Source organism: Streptomyces sp. NBC_00885, assembly GCF_045207475.1.
GTDB lineage: Bacteria > Actinomycetota > Actinomycetes > Streptomycetales > Streptomycetaceae > Streptomyces.
The window spans coordinates 1,291,861-1,308,289 of sequence record NZ_CP108796.1 but is presented as its reverse complement, the minus strand read 5'-3'; the positions used below and the strand labels follow the sequence as shown (position 1 = coordinate 1,308,289).

Sequence of the window (16,429 nt, the reverse complement as noted above, 5' to 3'; positions counted from 1 at the left end):
CCCCCATTGCCCCTTACCCGAAGTCATCGGGGCACCCACACCAAAGGAGAGGTATGACGATCATGCATTCGATACGACCAGGACGGAGACGTGCCCGGTCGACCGTACTGGCACTGCTGACCGTGGTGACGCTGGGGCTCACCACGACCGGCATGAGCCCGGCGCAGCATGGGGCCGAAGAAAAGCCGCAGCGGGTGGGCAGGCCCGACTCGGCGGGCCGGCCGGCCACCGCGCCCCTCACCGAGACCGCCGCGTTCCGGGCGGATTCCGGGGAGCGCTGCGAGCCCACGAAGGCAGGCTCGAAGGAACGCCGGGCAGGCGCCGCGAAGGCGTGTGTGAGCACGAGCCCCGCCACCGCGACACCACAGCGGAGCCGGGCCGCGGTCGCGGCCGCCGGCACCGGCAGCTGCGACATCACCAACCCCGGGTCCTACACCTACAACCGCTTCGAGTACTGCGTGACGGGGGTGAACGTCCTCTACATCCTGCGCGACAGCAACGGCAAGGAGATCGGACGCGGCACCCTGCAGGTCTCGGCCAGCGCGACCCTTCCCGCGAAGGGCACAGCCTGGAACGAGCAGATCACCGTGAAGATGACGAGTGCGAGCGGCGATGTCACCGCCCTCAACGCCAAGTTCCGCGCCTCCTGCACGACCGGCTGCACGACGACGAAGACCGCGCCCTGGTACGGCGGTAACCTGACCCTGGGCCAGTCCGTCAGCGGCTCCGTCGCCTACTCCTCGACCCCCGCCGCCAACACCAACGTGGAGTTCACCACCTCGTACAAGATGTACGTGACCTCCCCGGGTGCCACGGCCGTCGATCCGAACGCCTCGTGGGACAACCCCCGCAAGATCCGCTGCGACGACGCGGTCGGGGGCACCTCGTCAGCGGGCTGTGCCGTCCCCTCGGTCATGCCCGTCGTGCCGATGAGCGCGCAGGGCTCCGACCCTGGTGGCGCCGTGGCCGCGTATGAGTGGGCCCAGAAGAAACTCGACGGTGCCTGGGGCAAGAAGGGCAGCCCCCTGACCCGGTCGACGAGCGGCGTGGCCGGCCGCACCGCCAGCACGTGCAGCGGCTTCGTGGCGCAGACGGAACTCGTCGACACCGACACCTGCGGCGACTTCCCCTTCGGCGAGGCGAAGGAGGGCGGTGCCGCCGGCGACCGGTGCGTCGAGGTGATCCCCAACCTGGGCAACGGCGAGTGGGACACGTACATCCTGAACGACGCCCATGAACTGGACCCCGCCTCACCCTGCGTGCAGGCCCATGTCACCCCCGCCGAGAAGCAGTTCGCTGAGACCCAGCTCGCCGACGGCTTCAAGGACCAGCGGGTGATCGACGACGACCGGTTCGAGCTGACGATCTCGACGCCGGACACCGGACCGCAGGCCGGCTGCCTGAACGACCCCGCGCCGGCCGGCGCGCTGCCCAGCGGCGACGGCTGGTTCAAGAACACCACCGAGCCGGTCGCTCTCGTCCAGCAGACCGTTCCGACCAGCGGGGCCGGACAGCGGCCGACCCGGGCGCAGGCCTGCCTGGGGCGGAATCTCGGCAAGGGCACCGAGACCTCCGGTGACATCACCGGCTGGCTGGACGCCCAGGCGTTCAAGACGGCGAACTCACCCACGTCCTCGCTGGCCCGGTGCCATCTCATCCCGAAGGTCCTCGGCGGAAAGGGCACGAGTGCGGTCACGCGGTTCAACCTCGTCCCCTGCTGGCAGTCCGGGATGAACACGGGCACGCCCAGCATGCGGACCTTCGAGTCCAAGGCGCAGGACCTGATCAAGGGCCCCATCGCCGATTTCGGGGCGAACGACGCGGTCTTCTACCAGGTGACCCCCGTCTACAAGGACGCCAAGAGCACCATCCCGTTGGGCGTCACGATGACCGCTAATATCGAACGGGCCAACGGGACGGTGGAAGAACTGTTCCCCAACGTCTATGTCACCAACACCCTGGGGAACACCGGGACGCTCAACCTCGGTAACTGATCCCCCAGTTCGCGCCAACGGGAGCCGGCATGAGTTTCACCACCCCGCCGCGGCCATTCGACGTGACCGCGCTCTTCCCTCAACTGGCCCCGCTGGCGCGTACGGCGACCCGGCTGCACCCGCGCCCCGGGTCGCCGACCGTGCACGACAGCTCCGTCGGCGGGCCGCTCCTTTGGCCCGCCGGCGAGCCGTGGCCGTACTGCGACGGTCCGCACGACCGGCACGCGTCGCCGACCGTCCTCTCTCCGGACGACGTCCGGCTCCTCCGCCGCGACTTCGCCGCATCGGCCGAGCGGCTGCGCCTCGACCCCGAGGCCATCGCGGCCACCCCCGAGGAACGGGAGACCTGGGAGCGGATCAAAGCTGGCCGCCCGTGGTCCGACGCCCCGGTCCCCCTCCTCCCCGTCGCCCAGCTCTACACCCGCGACGCCCCCCTTCCGTGCCCGCCGGGCGCGGACCTCCTCCAGGTCCTGTGGTGCCCCTTCGACCACGAGGAGGCCGCCCACCCCCGGACCACCCTCTTCTGGCGCTCCTCCGCCACGGTCGCCGACGTCCTCGACGCACCGCCCGAGCCGCTGGTCATCCAGTCCCGGCACTACCTCCCGGAGCCGTGCCTGTTCTCGCCGGAGCAGGTCACCGACTACCCCCACCCTCTGGAGCTGAGCCAGGAGCTCCGGGACCAGCTGGACGACATGGACCGCTGGTCGGCGATCGACCCCGCCGACTACAACTCGTACGCGGACGACCCGGGCGAGCTCTACCTGACCAACCTCAGCACCGCCCCCGGCTGGAAGACCGGCGGCTGGACCCGCTGGAGCCCCACCGACCCGGTCGACCGCTCCTGCACTGAGTGCGGCACCGAGGCGGTCCCGCTTCTCACCATCGCCTCCTGGGAATGGGACGGCGCCGGCGAGACCTGGATCGCCGAGGAGGAACGGACGACCCCGGCCCCGCACCATCTGGGCGAGGAGGACGGCAACTTCACCTTGATCGACATCACCGGCGGCAACAACCTGCAACTCCACACCTGCCCGGCATCCCCGGATCATCCGCACATCGAGCTGATCCAGTGAGGGTGCGCCATCTTGAAAGTCGCTGGTCAGCGTCTCTTCCGGGAGGTTCGGTCGGGGTGATCTTGCTGGTCGTGGGCGGCAGTCTGCGCTGAAGGTCACCTGTCGGCTGTCAGCGGTGGACTTCGAGGTTCGTCAGGACGAGCAGTGCGCGCAGGAGCTGGGTGGCGCGGGCGGGGTCGGCGCGGAGGTTGGGTGAGTGTGCGCCAGTTGGCCGAGGGCGACCGTGCTGACCGCTTCCTCGACCTCGCGCCGGCCCGCCTGAAGGAATCGGTCTGGTGCGCGAGCGCACCACGCAGCGCACCGACTCCACCCCATGTCCTGGCCGCGGTGCGTGACCTGACCCGGCTGGAGCTGGTCACGAGGCGGTGCGGGGCAGGCCGCGCGTCCGGCCCAATACATCCCAGCACGCCATCCTCCGTGGCGAGTTGTCCTTCATGCAGGTGGTCAAGTCGTTTCGACGGACACGCCGCACAGGTTTATCCGCTATCGCGGGGGGCGGGTGGCCCCGAGATCCTTTACGCGTTCTTCACGCAGGGCTGTACAACCTTGCCCGAAGGCGGCGAGGACCACAGCCGAGCCTCAACTCCCGGCCGATTTGCGGGTATTGGCGAAGTGTACAAAGATCGAATCGAAGGATTCGATTGCGAGGCCCGAAGCGGCTCCCCGGGGCATGGGTGAGGTTTCCTTTCGCGCGATACGCCGAAGGAGGAACCGTTGGGAAGTGGTCATGCTCCCGCCGGGGAGTGGGAGCTGTATTTCTATTCCGGTCGCCTTCATGCCCGTTGACAACCACGTTCCGGCGCCAGCGACCGGAACCGACGACTTTAGGAATGTGATGAAGGCACGTACCGCAAATGCGGCGAAGCCACAGCGGAAGAGATTCATAGCGCGCACGCTCGGCGCCGCGGCCGCCGCCGGGGCCCTCGCGTGGCTCGCGCTGGCGGGCGCTGCCGCCGAGACCGGCGGCACGGGCGAGGCGGCCACCCCCGTCGCCGACGAGGCCCCCGGTTACGCGGTGGAGGACTTCAACTACCCGTTGGCGGACAAGATCCTCGCGGAGAAGAACATCGTCCTCAAGCGCGGCGACGGGCACATCACCCTGGCCGACTGTGCGAGTGGCGCCGGCCTCCTGGAGATCATGGCCCGCGACAAGGCGGACAAGATCTGCTTCAAGGTGGTGGGCAACTCCGGCTGGCTGACCCTGGAGATCCCCGCGGTCTACGCGATCAAGGGCAACGACTACACGACCGCGGTGGACATGACCGTAGGTACCGAGGAGAAGTCGTTCGACATCACCAAGAACGCCTGGACCTCGGTGGGTGAGGCCGCGGACACAGAGGGCCGCGATCACATGCTCGTCGAGATCAGGTCCACCAAGTAACACCCGGTCAGCGCCCCAACGTCCGCCGTGCTGCGGTCCGGTGCCCACCGGACGCGCAGACCTCGCACCAAGGAAACCAAGGTCATGCAACACACCAGACCCCTGCGCCTCTCCGCGCTGGCCGCTGCCCTGCTCGCGACCACCGTGGCGCTGAGCGCCGCGCCCGCGTCCGCCGTCACCGGCTCGGCCCCCGCACTCAGCGGAGCCGACGCCCCGTCACAGCTGAACTACGTCGCGAAAATCAACGTCGGTGAACAGACCGCCTGCACCGGCACCCTCGTCGACCCGCAGTGGGTCCTGTCCGCGGCCACCTGCTTCGCCGCGGACGGCAAACCCCCCGCAGGCAAACCAGCCATCACCACCACCGTCACCATAGGCCGCACCGACCTGACCCAGACCAACGGCAGCGTCCAGCAGGCCATCGCGCTCGTCCCGCACGCCGACCGCGACCTGGTCCTCGTCAGGCTCGCCACCCGGATCACGGACCCGGCCATCAAACCCGTGCCGTTGGCGACCACGCCCGCCGCCGACAACGAGCAGCTCACTGTTGCCGGATTCGGACGCATCAAGACCGAATGGGTGCCCAGCAAGCTCCACACCGGCACGTTCACCGTCGCCTCCACCACGAACACGACAGTGGACCTCAACGGCTCCGACACCGCGACCGTCTGCAAGGGCGACGCCGGAGGCCCAGCCCTGCGCACGGCTAACGGCACGCCGGAACTCGTCGCCATCAACTCCCGCTCCTGGCAGGGCGGCTGCCTGGGAACGGACGCTGCAGAGACTCGTACTGGCGCCATCAGCGCCCGTGTCGACGACCTCGGCGCCTGGATCAAGGTGGTCACCTCGCTGTCTCAGCAGGACTTGATGGCTGGTGACTACAACGGGGATGGGATCACGGACCTGTTCTCCACGGACGCACGCGGCCAGCTGTCGGTGTGGACTGGCAACAAAGGCGGGTCGTTCAATTCACCCAGGATGCTGACCGATGGCTGGGACTTCACACAAAACGTCGCTGCCAGCTTCACCGCACACAGCACGGCAGACCTGATCGCACGCAACACCAGGGGCGAACTGCTGCTCTGGACGGGAAGCACGACAGGCACGTTCAGCGCTCCCAAGAAGATCACCGGCGGCTGGGACTTCACCCAGACCATCGCCGGTGACTTTACTGCCGACGGAAAGGCCGACCTGATCGCCAAGGACTCTTCCGGCAACCTCTACCTGTGGCCTGGCAACGGCGACGGCACGTTCAGCACCCGCAAGAAAGTCACTGGCGGCTGGGACTTCACCCAGACCGTCGCCGGTGACTTTACTGGCGACGGAAAGGCCGACCTGATCGCCAAGGACTCTTCCGGCAACCTCTACCTGTGGCCTGGCAACGGCGACGGCACGTTCAGCACCCGCAAGAAGCTCACTGGCGGCTGGGACTTCACCCAGACCGTCGCCGGTGACTTTGCCGGCGACGGAAAGGCCGACCTGATCGCTCGCAACGACGCTACCGGCACCTTGTACCGGTGGTCGGGCCACGGTGACGGCACCTTCGCCGCGCCTGTCCGGCTCACCGACAGCTGGTAGCCAGGAAATCAATCGTCGGCCCACCCGAACTCGGCTGGGCCGACTTCCAGTCCGCTCCGAACGCGCCATCGAGCGGCCGTACCCGACCCGCACCGGGTAACCCCGCATCCCAACCCGCACCCCCCGGCTGGCAAGATCGCCAGGTGACGACGTACGCGACACGCCCCCACGGCCCTCACCGCCCCCGCCCCTGCACCCTCGTCGTGTGCCGCGGGTGCTGCTGCGGCGACCCCCGCAAGAACCCCGGCACCGACCACGACGGGCAGTTGGCCCGGCTGCGCGAGGCCGCCGCGGAATCCGGGGGGCGGCTCGCCGTCCGTACGAGCGACTGCCTCGGCCCCTGCGGACAGGCGAACGTGATCGTGGTCCAGCCCACCACCGAGGCCCGCCGCCGGGGAGCCCGCGCGGCCTGGATCGGCTGGGCGCTCGACGACGACGCGACGGACGACGTGCTGGAGTGGGTCGCCGCCGGCGGTCCCGGCGTGGCCGAACCCCCCGCCACCCTCGCGCTCCAGATGATCCCCCCGCCCTCCGACGCCCGGCGCCGGGCCCGCTGACCCACCGTCACGCAAAGGGCCCGCCGCCTCGTTCACCCAGTCTTCGTCCAGACGTCCCCGCTCCGGCCCCGCCGTGCCCGGCCCCTTCGCCCAGCGTGCTCACCGTTCCCCCCGACGAAGGCACCCCGACGAACGCACCCGGTCCCCTCCACCAGCCCGACGGTCCCCTCTCCGCCGCCAGCCGTCGCACGTTCCTGCGTGCCACCGGACTCACGGGCGCCGCCACCGCGGCCGCGGCAGCGGGACTCGCCACCGCCACGCCCGCCGCGGCGCTTGACCAGCAGAAGTCCGCTGACAACGTTGCCAGTTGGCGTCCCGACCCGGACAGCCACAGATTCACCTTCGTCGTCATGCCGGACACCCAGTACCTCTTCGACGGCGCCAGCATCCACGCCGAGCCCGTCAAGGCCTCCCTGCGCTACATCCTCGACCACGGCCGCGACGAGAACATCGTCTTCCTGTCCCACCTGGGCGATCTCACCGAGAACGGGCAGCCGGGCGAATTCGGGCCGCTGAGCGAGGCCTTCGAGCTCCTGGACCGGCGCCGCGTCGGCTCAGCGTCGTCGCCGGCAACCACGACATCAAGTCCTCGACCGACGACCAGCGCGGCCGCACCCCTTACCTGGATGCCTTCGGCCCGCGGCGTCTGCGCCGGCTCCCCACCTTCGGCGGCGCCACGCCCGACGGCTACAACACGTACCACCTCTTCCGCGCCGCCGGCCGTGAGTGGCTGGTCCTCGCCCTCGACTGGCGGCCCTCGCCGGCCTCGCTCGCCTGGGCCAGGGGCGTCATCGCCAAACACCCGCGGACTCCGGTCATCCTCACCACGCACGAGCTCGTGTACGCGGACGAGTACGGCGACGAGGCCGAGTTCTCCGCGCACGGCAAGCACCTGTGGGACGAGCTGATCGCCGAGAACGACCAGATCTTCCTGACCCTCAACGGCCACTACTGGCCCGCCGCCCGCACCACTCGCGCCAACGCCACGGGCCACGACGTACATCTGCACATCACCAACTACCAGAACCGTTACTACGGCGGCAGCGCGATGATCCGCCTCTACCGGTTCGACCTCGCCAGGAACACCATCGACGTCGAGACGATCTCCCCGTGAATCCTCGGCCGTGCGGGCGAGGACCTCAATGAGCTCGAGCGCCGCGAGATTAAACTCACCGGCCCCCAGGACTGCTTCTCCGTCCCGGTCGACTTCGAGAAGCGTTTCGCAGGCTTCGCGCCCGTCCCGCCGCGCGGCCCGCGCCCCGCCGCGAAGATGCTGGTGCCCGGCACCGTCGCCTACTGGCGTTTCGACGGCTCGCACCCCGAAGGCTCCCCGGCCGACCCCGCACTGCGCGTCCCCGACCTGTCGGGCCACGGCAACGACCTCACCCGCGAGCCCGTCCCCGGCCCCCCCGGCCGACGCCCTGCGCTGGTCCGCCGGCCACCACCCCGACCAGCCGGGACACGGCAGTCTCTATTTCGACGGCGGCAAGCCCCCGTTGCACGGCGCGTATCTGCGTACCGCCAAGGACGCCCCGCTCAACTCCAAGACCTTCCGCTCCGGTTACACCATCGAGGCCTTCCTCAGGCTCCCCGCCGACTGGGACGCCGGACACCACGCCTGGGGCTCGATCCTCAGCCGCCGCGGCACGCTCGGCGCCGCGGGCAAGACCGCGGGCGACCCGGAAGAGCCCGTCGCCACCCTCTCCCTCTCCGACGGACCCGGCCTCCAGTGGGCGGCCGCACTGCTGAACCAGCCCGGCCTGGTCACCAACTGGAGCCATGAGCTGGAGCGCGAGCGGTGGTGGCACGTCGCCGTCGTCAACGACGCGAAGCACACCACGATGTACGTCGACGGCTGCCAGGTCGCCCGCAACCCCTCCACCGCCACGACCGGACTCGGCACGGTCGGCCTGCCCTGGCTGCTGGGCGCCTACGAGTACGGAGGCACCCTCGACCAGCTGATGCACGGCTGGCTCGGCGACATCAGGATCGTCGAACGCGCCCTGCCCGTACGCGACTTCATGCGCACGGCTGCGGGGCAGCGACGGCAAGCGCAACGGCTCCGGCTTCCTGGGCGCGGCGATCGACCCGCACGGGCCGATTCCCCACGAGCCGGGCAACGGCGACGCGTGGGCGGACACCTGGTGCTACACCAACCCGGTCTTCGTGGACGTCGTCCGCTGACGAAGAGCGCACGGAGGTAACCGGCCGACGCTGGGGGCGCTCCCCGCCGGCCGGGTCCTTGTCCCGTCCGGCGGGGGCGCTTCAGACCCCGGTGCCCAGGGCGATGCGCTCGTCGCCCGCGTACACGTTCATGTTGGCGCCGCGCAGAAAGCCGACCAGGGTCAGACCCGTTTCGGCGGCCAGGTCGACGGCGAGCGAGGACGGCGCGGAGACCGCGGCCAGCACCGGGATCCCGGCCATGACCGCCTTCTGCGCCAGCTCGAACGACGCGCGCCCCGAGACCAGAAGGATCACCCGGGACAGCGGCAGCCGCCCGTCCTGCAGGGCCCGGCCGACGAGCTTGTCGACGGCGTTGTGGCGGCCGACGTCCTCCCGTACGTCGAGCAGCTCGCCCTCCTCGGAGAAGAGCGCCGCCGCGTGCAGTCCGCCGGTCCGGTCGAAGACCCGCTGGGCCGCCCGCAGCCGGTCGGGGAGGGCGGCGAGCAGCGAGGGCTCGACGCGGACCGGGGGTGTGTCGGCGATCGGGAAGCGGGCGGTGGTGCGTACGGCGTCGAGGCTTGCCTTGCCGCACAGACCGCAGGAGGACGTGGTGTAGACGTTGCGCTCAAGGGTGATGTCGGGCACGGGCACACCGGGCGCGAGCTGCACGTCCACGACGTTGTAGGTGTTGGTGCCGTCCGCCGTGGCCCCGGCGCAGTAAACGATCGACTGCAGCTCGTCCGCGGACCCGAGCACACCCTCGCTGACCAGGAAGCCCGCCGCGAGCGCGAAGTCGTCGCCCGGGGTGCGCATGGTGATCGCGAGCGGTTTGCCGTTGAGCCGGATCTCCAGGGGCTCCTCGGCCACGAGGGTGTCCGGACGGGACGAGACGGCGCCGTCCCTGATGCGGATGGTGCGGCGGCGCTCGGTGACCCGTCCCATGGCGATCAATTCCGATTCTGTACGGTCGTGCGGCGAGGTGACCCGGACGATCTCATTCTCCTGCACAAGCAGGGTGAGCGGTTCCTGGGAATTCTTGGTCGCTCTCTGCACGCAAACGACTCAGCACCCTTCGGGAAGCTCCAAATTCCGGCCCCCGAATCCTGTGGGATCACATGCCGTCGTACCGGGCGGTAGCCGCCAAGACTGGGTAATTCCACTGTCCGCACCCAGGGGGAACCGCCCATGACCGGCTCACGCATCGTCGCGCTCGGCCACTACCAGCCCGCAAAGGTGCTCACCAACGCCGACCTGGCGGAGATGGTCGACACCAGCGACGAGTGGATCCGCAGCCGCGTCGGGATCGAGACCCGGCATGTGGCGGGACCCGACGAGCCGGTCGACGAGCTGGCCGCGCACGCCGCCGCGAAGGCGCTCGCCTCCGCCGGTCTCACACCGGCCGACATCGATCTCGTACTGGTCGCCACCTCCACCGCGATCGACCGCTCGCCCAACACGGCCGCCCGCGTCGCGGCCCGTCTCGGCATGGGCTCGCCCGCCGTCATGGACCTCAATGTCGTCTGCGCCGGCTTCACGCACGCGCTGGCCACGGCCGACCACGCCGTGCGGGCCGGAGCCGCCGCCCGGGCGCTGGTCATCGGCGCCGACAAGATGGCGGACATCGTCGACTGGAGTGACCGCTCCACGTGCGTACTCGTCGGCGACGGCGCGGGCGCGGCCGTCATCGAGGCGAGCGCGGAGGCGGAGATCGGCCCGGTGCTGTGGGGCTCGGTTCCCGAGATGGGCCATGCCGTACGGATCGAGGGCACGCCGCCCCGCTTCGCGCAGGAGGGCCAGTCCGTGTACCGCTGGGCCACCACCCAGCTCCCGCCCATCGCCCGCAAGGTCTGCGAGCGGGCGGGCGTCACCCCCGAGGAACTGGCCGCGGTCGTCCTCCACCAGGCGAACCTGCGGATCATCGAGCCTGTCGCCCACAAGATCGGTGCGGTCAACGCCGTCATCGCCCGCGATGTGGTGGAGTCCGGCAACACCTCGGCCGGCTCGATCCCCATGGCGTTCTCCAAACTCGTCGAGCGCGGCGAGATCCGGTCGGGCGACCCGGTGCTGCTGTTCGGCTTCGGCGGCAACCTCTCGTACGCGGGTCAGGTCATCCGCTGCCCCTGAGCCGGGCACACTGAACGGCATGGTGGCGAAACGAAGCGCGGGCCTGCTGCTGTACCGCAGGCGGAGTCCGGACATCGAGGTGCTCCTCGGCCATATGGGCGGGCCGTTCTGGGAGGGGCGGGACGCCGCGGCCTGGTCCGTGCCGAAGGGGGAGTACACCTCCGAGGAGGAGCCGATGGCCGCCGCCCGGCGGGAGTTCGAGGAGGAACTGGGCCTGGCGCCGCCCGAGGGCGACTGGCAGCCGCTCGGTGAGGCTCGCCAGACCAGCGGGAAGATCGTCACCGCATGGGCGCTGGAGGGCAACCTCGACACGGACCTCGTGGTGCCGGGGACCTTCACCATGGAGTGGCCGCGCGGCTCGGGCCGTATGCAGGAGTTCCCCGAGATCGACCGGGCCGAGTGGTTCGGCCTGGACGAGGCCAGGGGGAAGCTGGTGACGGGGCAGCGGGTCTTCATCGACCGGCTGGAGGAGCTGCTCCAATCCGGCCGGCCGTGACGCGGATCGCGGTGCGCGCACGGTCCAGCCGCACATTCAGCCCGTCCGGCGTTTGAGGACACGCGCGAAGCGCGTACGGGGTCTGGGGCTTGCCCCAGTTCGGGATGGGGGTACCTCCCACGGCCGCCAGGCCGTAGGGGGAGGGCGGGTAGGGGAACAAGCCCCGCGCAGCGGAACCCCGCCTACCCGAACGCCCCCGCATGCGCCTCCGCCCACGCCCGGAACGTCCCCGGCTCCCGCCCCGTCACCTCCCGCACCGTCCCCATCACCCGCGACTCGTCCAGCGTCCCCGCCGAGTAGAAGCCGAAGAACGCGTCGACGTACGCCTCCGGCATCGTCGCGCTCATCTCCGCCCGCGCCTCCTCGTCCGACTGCCCCTCGAAGCGCAGTTCACGGCCGAGCACCTCGCCCAGAATCCGCACCCGGTCCGCCGGAAGCAGTGATTCCGGCCCGGACAGCGCGTATACGCGACCCTCGTGGTCGCCGGTCCGCAGTGCCGCCGCCGCGACCGCCGCGATGTCGGACGGGTCGATGTTCGCGATCCGTACGCCCGCCCACGGCGCGCGCACCACATCCCCGGCGCGCAACTGGGGTGCCCACTCAAGCGTGTTGGTCATGAAGGCGCTCGGCCGCAGGAAGGTCCAGGGCAGTCCGGACTCCCGTACCGCAGTCTCGGACTCAACCATGTACCGGGAGATGGCATTGTCGAGGTCGCTGCTTCCGGCGGAGCTGCCCGACAGCAGCACCACGCGTTCGGCACCGGCCGCCCGGATCTCGGCCAGCGTCGTGGGCATGTCCGCGTAGCCCGGCATCAGGAAGACCGCTCGCACTCCGGCGAGTGCGGGAAGCAGCGACTTCGGGTCGTTGAGGTCGCCCGCCGCGGCCTCCACGCCCGGCGGGAGCTTGGACGGGTCGCCGCCGCGGCTGAGACCGCGCACCGGCTCGCCCGCCTCGGCCAGCTGCCGGACCAGCGCCGATCCCACGTTCCCCGTGGCGCCTGTCACCAGGATCATGCGATTCCCTTCTCGCAGACTTCTCGAAGAGCTCCGATGGGGGCCTCAGTCTCCATCGACGGTCAGATCTTTGTCCCGACTGTGGAGAAAGTTGTACCGGAACCCCGCGCAACTTCTTCCCAGTTGGAGAAAGCGCTGCTACGTTCCCCTCGAAAGAAGGACGGACGCGGCCGAAAAGGCGGGGAGGGGCACGTGAGACGCATGACGGCTCGACCCGCGAACGCGCACCAGGCGCGACTGCTCCGGCTGTTGCGCGACGGCGGGCCCAACTCCCGTGCCCAGCTGGGCGACCAGGTTGATCTGTCCCGTTCCAAGCTCGCCGTCGAGGTCGACCGGCTGCTCGAGACCGGCCTCGTCGTCGCCGACGGCCTCGCCGCCTCCCGCGGCGGGCGCCGTTCCCACAACATCCGGCTCGCCCCCGCGCTGCGCTTCCTCGGTGTCGACATCGGCGCCACCTCCATCGACGTGGCCGTCACCAACGCCGAGCTCGAAGTGCTCGGCCACCTCAATCACCCCATGGATGTCCGCGAGGGCCCGGTCGCCGTCTTCGAGCAGGTGCTGTCGATGGCGTCGAAACTCAAGGCCTCCGGACTCGCCGAGGGCTTCGACGGTGCGGGCATCGGCGTCCCCGGTCCGGTCCGTTTCCCCGAAGGCGTGCCGGTCGCGCCGCCGATCATGCCCGGCTGGGACGGCTTCCCCGTCCGTGAGGCGCTCAGCCAGGACCTCGGCTGCCCCGTCATGGTCGACAACGATGTGAATCTGATGGCGGTGGGGGAGCAGCACGCGGGCGTCGCACGCTCCGTGGGCGACTTCCTCTGCATCAAGATAGGCACGGGCATCGGCTGCGGCATCGTCGTCGGCGGTGAGGTCTACCGCGGTACGACGGGCAGCGCCGGCGACATCGGCCATATCCAGGTCGAACCGGACGGCCGTGCCTGCGCCTGCGGGAACAAGGGCTGCCTGGAGGCCCACTTCAGCGGTGCCGCGCTCGCCCGCGACGCCGAGGACGCGGCCCGCACCGGCCGGTCGCAGGAGCTCGCCGCCAGACTGGAGACGGCGGGCCGGCTCACGGCGGTCGATGTCGCGGCAGCGGCGGCCGCCGGCGACGCCACCTCGCTCGAACTCATCCGTGAGGGCGGCAACCGCGTCGGCCAGGTCATCGCCGGACTGGTCAGTTTCTTCAACCCGGGGCTCGTGGTGATCGGCGGCGGCGTGACGGGCGTCGGCCACACGCTGCTGGCGAGCGTGCGCACCCAGGTCTACCGCCAGTCGCTGCCGCTGGCGACCGGCAATCTGCCCATCGTGCTGGGCGAGTTGGGCCCGACCGCCGGAGTGATCGGCGCGGCCCGGCTCATCAGCGACCACCTGTTCTCGCCGGCCTGATCCACCAGGCCGGTACGTACGACCCGCATGTGCACCTGGAACCGCCCTGCCCGCTCACCGGCCGCACCCGCCGAGGGGATTCGTCATGGCACCAGAACCGCCCCTGCTCACCATGTCCGGCATCACCAAGTCGTTCCCCGGCGTCCGCGCGCTCGACGGAGTGGACCTGGAGGTCCAGGCCGGCGAGGTCCACTGCCTCCTCGGTCAGAACGGCGCCGGAAAATCCACCCTCATCAAAGTGCTCGCCGGAGCCCATCAGCCCGACGGCGGCGAGATCACCTGGCGCGGCGAGGCGGTCTCCCTCAGGTCGCCCATCGCGGCCATGCGGCTCGGTATCGCCACGATCTACCAGGAGCTCGATCTCGTCGAAGGGCTCTCCGTCGCCGAGAACGTCTTCCTCGGACACGAGCCGACCTCCGCCGGTTTTGTCGTACGAGGCAAAGAGGCCAGGTCCGCAACTGCCGCCATTCTCAAACGACTTGGCCACCCCGAGATCGACCCGGGCCGTCATGTCGGCGACCTCTCGGCTGCCCAGCAGCAGATCGTCTCGATGGCCCGGGCGCTCTCCCACGACGTACGCCTCATCGTGATGGACGAGCCCTCCGCCGCCCTCGACCCCGACGAGGTCGACAACCTCTTCCGTATCGTCGGCGATCTGACCGCCGGCGGGGTCGCCGTCGTCCATATCTCCCACCGCCTCGAAGAGATCCGCCGCATCGGCGACCGGGTGACCGTCCTCAAGGACGGCCGGGCCGTCGCCGTCGGACTGCCCGCGCGGGACACCCCCACCCGTGACATCGTTGCCATGATGACCGGCCGGAACGTCGAATACGTCTTCCCCGACCGCCCCCACCGCGCGCACGCGGCGGACCGTCTGCCGGTTCTGACGGTCGAAGGACTCGCCAGGAAAGGGGAGTTCGCGCCCCTCGACCTCGAACTGCGCCCCGGCGAGATCGTCGGGCTCGCCGGACTCGTGGGCTCCGGACGCTCCGAGATTCTGGAGACGATCTACGGCGCCCGCAAACCCAGCGCCGGGCGTGTCCTCGTCGACGGCAGCCCGCTGCGCCCCGGCAGCGTACGCGCCGCCGTACGCGCCGGAATCGGCCTCGCCCCCGAGGAGCGCAAGGCGCAGGGCCTGCTGATGCTGGAGTCCGTCACCCGCAATGTCTCCGTCTCCTCCCTCTCCCGCTTCTCCCGCGGCGGATTGCTCGACCGCCGCGCCGAACGGGCAGCGGCACAGCAGGCGACCAGGGAGCTCTCCCTGCGCCCCGACAACCCGGAAGCCCGGATCCGCACCCTCTCCGGCGGCAACCAGCAAAAGGCCGTACTCGCCCGCTGGCTGCTGCGCGGCTGCCGGGTACTGCTGCTCGACGAGCCCACCCGCGGCGTCGACGTCGGCGCGCGCGCCGAACTGTATGCCGTGGTCCGCCGGCTGGCCGACGAAGGGCTCGCCGTACTTCTCGTATCCAGCGAGGTGCCCGAAGTCCTGGGCCTCGCCGACCGGGTGCTGGTGCTCCGCGAGGGCAGCGTCGTGCACCGGGCCGACGCCCGGGAGCTGGACGAGCACCGCGTACTCGACCTTGTGATGGAAGGGAGCCCGACGGCATGACGCAGCCAGCCTCTCCGGCGCGGCAGGACGCGCCGGTACCCATCGCCAAGTCCGCACCCGAGGGCGGGGGTTGGCGTCGATCGCTGGGAATGCGGGCGGATGTCCGCAATCTCTCGCTGCTCGGCGTCCTCGCCGTACTGATCGCGGTCGGCGGCATCACCAAGCCCGATGAATTCCTCGCCACCAGCAATCTTCAGCTCGTCCTCACCCAGGCATCGATCATCGGGGTCGTCACGGTCGGCATGACCTTTGTGATCACCAGCGGCGGCATAGATCTGTCGGTCGGCGCGATCGTCGCACTCGCCTCCGTGTGGGCGACGACGGTGGCGACGCAGGAGTACGGCTTCGCGGGCATCCTCTTCACCGCCGTGATCGTCGGCCTGGGCTGCGGACTGGTGAACGGTCTGCTCATCGCGTACGGCGGGATGGTGCCGTTCATCGCGACCCTCGCGATGCTCGCCTCGGCGCGCGGTCTCGCCCTGCAGATCACCGACGGCAAGACGCAGATCGTCACCGTCAACTCCGTGCTGGACCTCGGTATCAAGGACGCGTACATCCTCGGCATCCCGCCGCTCGTGCTCGTCTTCGCTGCCGTCACGGTTGTCGGCTGGCTGCTGCTGAACCGCACCACCTTCGGGCGGCGGACCGTCGCCGTCGGCGGCAACGCGGAAGCCGCCCGCCTCGCCGGCATCGACGTACGCCGCCAGCGGCTCTACCTCTATCTGCTCTCCGGACTGTGCTGCGGCATCGCCGCGTTCATGCTGATCGTGCTCGCCGGTTCGGGACAGAACACCAACGGCAATCTCTACGAGCTGGACGCCATCGCCGCGGCGATCATCGGCGGCACGCTGCTCAGCGGCGGCCGGGGCACCATCGTCGGCTCGGTGCTCGGCGTCCTCGTCTTCACCACGATCACCAACATCTTCGCCCTCAACAACCTGGAGAGCGCCGTGCAGCAGATCGCGAAGGGCGCGATCATCGTCGCCGCCGTCCTGGTGCAGCACCGCACTCTGCGCGGCGCCGAACACTGACCCCGGTCACACCTCCACCACTTCCCC

12 protein-coding genes and 1 pseudogene are annotated in these 16,429 nt (G+C 70.0%); 11 read left to right on the top strand and 2 right to left on the bottom strand.

All coding sequences use genetic code 11. The annotated features are described in order from the left end of the window. Positions 1-53 precede the first annotated feature (53 nt). The 6 genes and pseudogenes from OHA61_RS05975 to OHA61_RS05950 form a co-directional block, all read left to right on the top strand. Positions 54-1,994, top strand: coding sequence for a DNA/RNA non-specific endonuclease (locus OHA61_RS05975; RefSeq protein ID WP_406302085.1), 1,941 nt, complete (start codon positions 54-56; stop codon positions 1,992-1,994). Between the two features lie 29 nt (positions 1,995-2,023). Further along, positions 2,024-3,067 (top strand): hypothetical protein, encoded by a 1,044-nt coding sequence (locus tag OHA61_RS05970; RefSeq protein ID WP_406302083.1) that lies wholly within the window; start codon positions 2,024-2,026, stop codon positions 3,065-3,067. An 835-nt stretch (positions 3,068-3,902) separates the two neighbouring features. Next, positions 3,903-4,448, top strand: a complete 546-nt coding sequence (locus OHA61_RS05965) for a hypothetical protein (protein WP_406302082.1) — start codon at positions 3,903-3,905, stop codon at positions 4,446-4,448. Between the two features lie 84 nt (positions 4,449-4,532). Continuing rightward, positions 4,533-6,026, top strand: a complete 1,494-nt coding sequence (locus tag OHA61_RS05960; protein WP_406302081.1) for an FG-GAP-like repeat-containing protein — start codon at positions 4,533-4,535, stop codon at positions 6,024-6,026. A gap of 143 nt (positions 6,027-6,169) precedes the next feature. Continuing rightward, positions 6,170-6,583 (top strand): (2Fe-2S) ferredoxin domain-containing protein, encoded by a 414-nt coding sequence (locus OHA61_RS05955; protein WP_406302079.1) that lies wholly within the window; start codon positions 6,170-6,172, stop codon positions 6,581-6,583. A 350-nt stretch (positions 6,584-6,933) separates the two neighbouring features. Continuing rightward, a pseudogene (locus OHA61_RS05950) lies at positions 6,934-8,607 on the top strand (LamG-like jellyroll fold domain-containing protein); the annotation flags it as partial. Between the two features lie 241 nt (positions 8,608-8,848). Here the strand turns inward: OHA61_RS05950 and fdhD are convergent. Beyond that, complete coding sequence (gene fdhD, locus OHA61_RS05945; RefSeq protein WP_406307288.1) at positions 8,849-9,688, bottom strand: formate dehydrogenase accessory sulfurtransferase FdhD; 840 nt, start codon at positions 9,686-9,688, stop codon at positions 8,849-8,851. Between the two features lie 243 nt (positions 9,689-9,931). On the opposite strand from fdhD, the gene OHA61_RS05940 reads away from it, so the two are divergent. Both OHA61_RS05940 and OHA61_RS05935 read left to right on the top strand, forming a co-directional pair. Continuing rightward, a complete protein-coding gene (locus tag OHA61_RS05940; protein ID WP_406302078.1) occupies positions 9,932-10,870 on the top strand; it encodes a beta-ketoacyl-ACP synthase III in 939 nt (312 codons plus the stop codon). Between the two features lie 19 nt (positions 10,871-10,889). Continuing rightward, positions 10,890-11,366 (top strand): NUDIX domain-containing protein, encoded by a 477-nt coding sequence (locus tag OHA61_RS05935; protein WP_406302077.1) that lies wholly within the window; start codon positions 10,890-10,892, stop codon positions 11,364-11,366. 182 nt (positions 11,367-11,548) lie between these two features. Here OHA61_RS05935 and OHA61_RS05930 read toward each other — a convergent pair whose 3' ends face one another. After that, the gene (locus tag OHA61_RS05930) at positions 11,549-12,379 is read right to left on the bottom strand and encodes an NAD(P)H-binding protein (protein WP_406302076.1); all 831 of its coding nucleotides are present in this window, start codon (positions 12,377-12,379) and stop codon (positions 11,549-11,551) included. A 201-nt stretch (positions 12,380-12,580) separates the two neighbouring features. Here OHA61_RS05930 and OHA61_RS05925 point away from each other — a divergent pair, with 201 nt between their 5' ends. From OHA61_RS05925 to OHA61_RS05915, 3 genes are all read left to right on the top strand, one after another. After that, on the top strand, positions 12,581-13,762 hold the full coding sequence (locus tag OHA61_RS05925; protein ID WP_406302075.1) for an ROK family protein: 1,182 nt from the start codon (positions 12,581-12,583) through the stop codon (positions 13,760-13,762). Positions 13,763-13,847: 85 nt separating this feature from the next. Next, positions 13,848-15,371 carry a sugar ABC transporter ATP-binding protein gene (locus OHA61_RS05920; RefSeq protein ID WP_406302074.1) on the top strand — a complete coding sequence of 508 codons (1,524 nt, stop codon included), beginning with the start codon at positions 13,848-13,850 and terminating at the stop codon, positions 15,369-15,371. After that, positions 15,368-16,402 (top strand): ABC transporter permease, encoded by a 1,035-nt coding sequence (locus tag OHA61_RS05915; protein WP_406302073.1) that lies wholly within the window; start codon positions 15,368-15,370, stop codon positions 16,400-16,402. Before OHA61_RS05920 ends, OHA61_RS05915 begins: the two co-directional genes overlap by 4 nt. The last annotated feature ends 27 nt before the right edge of the window (positions 16,403-16,429 follow it).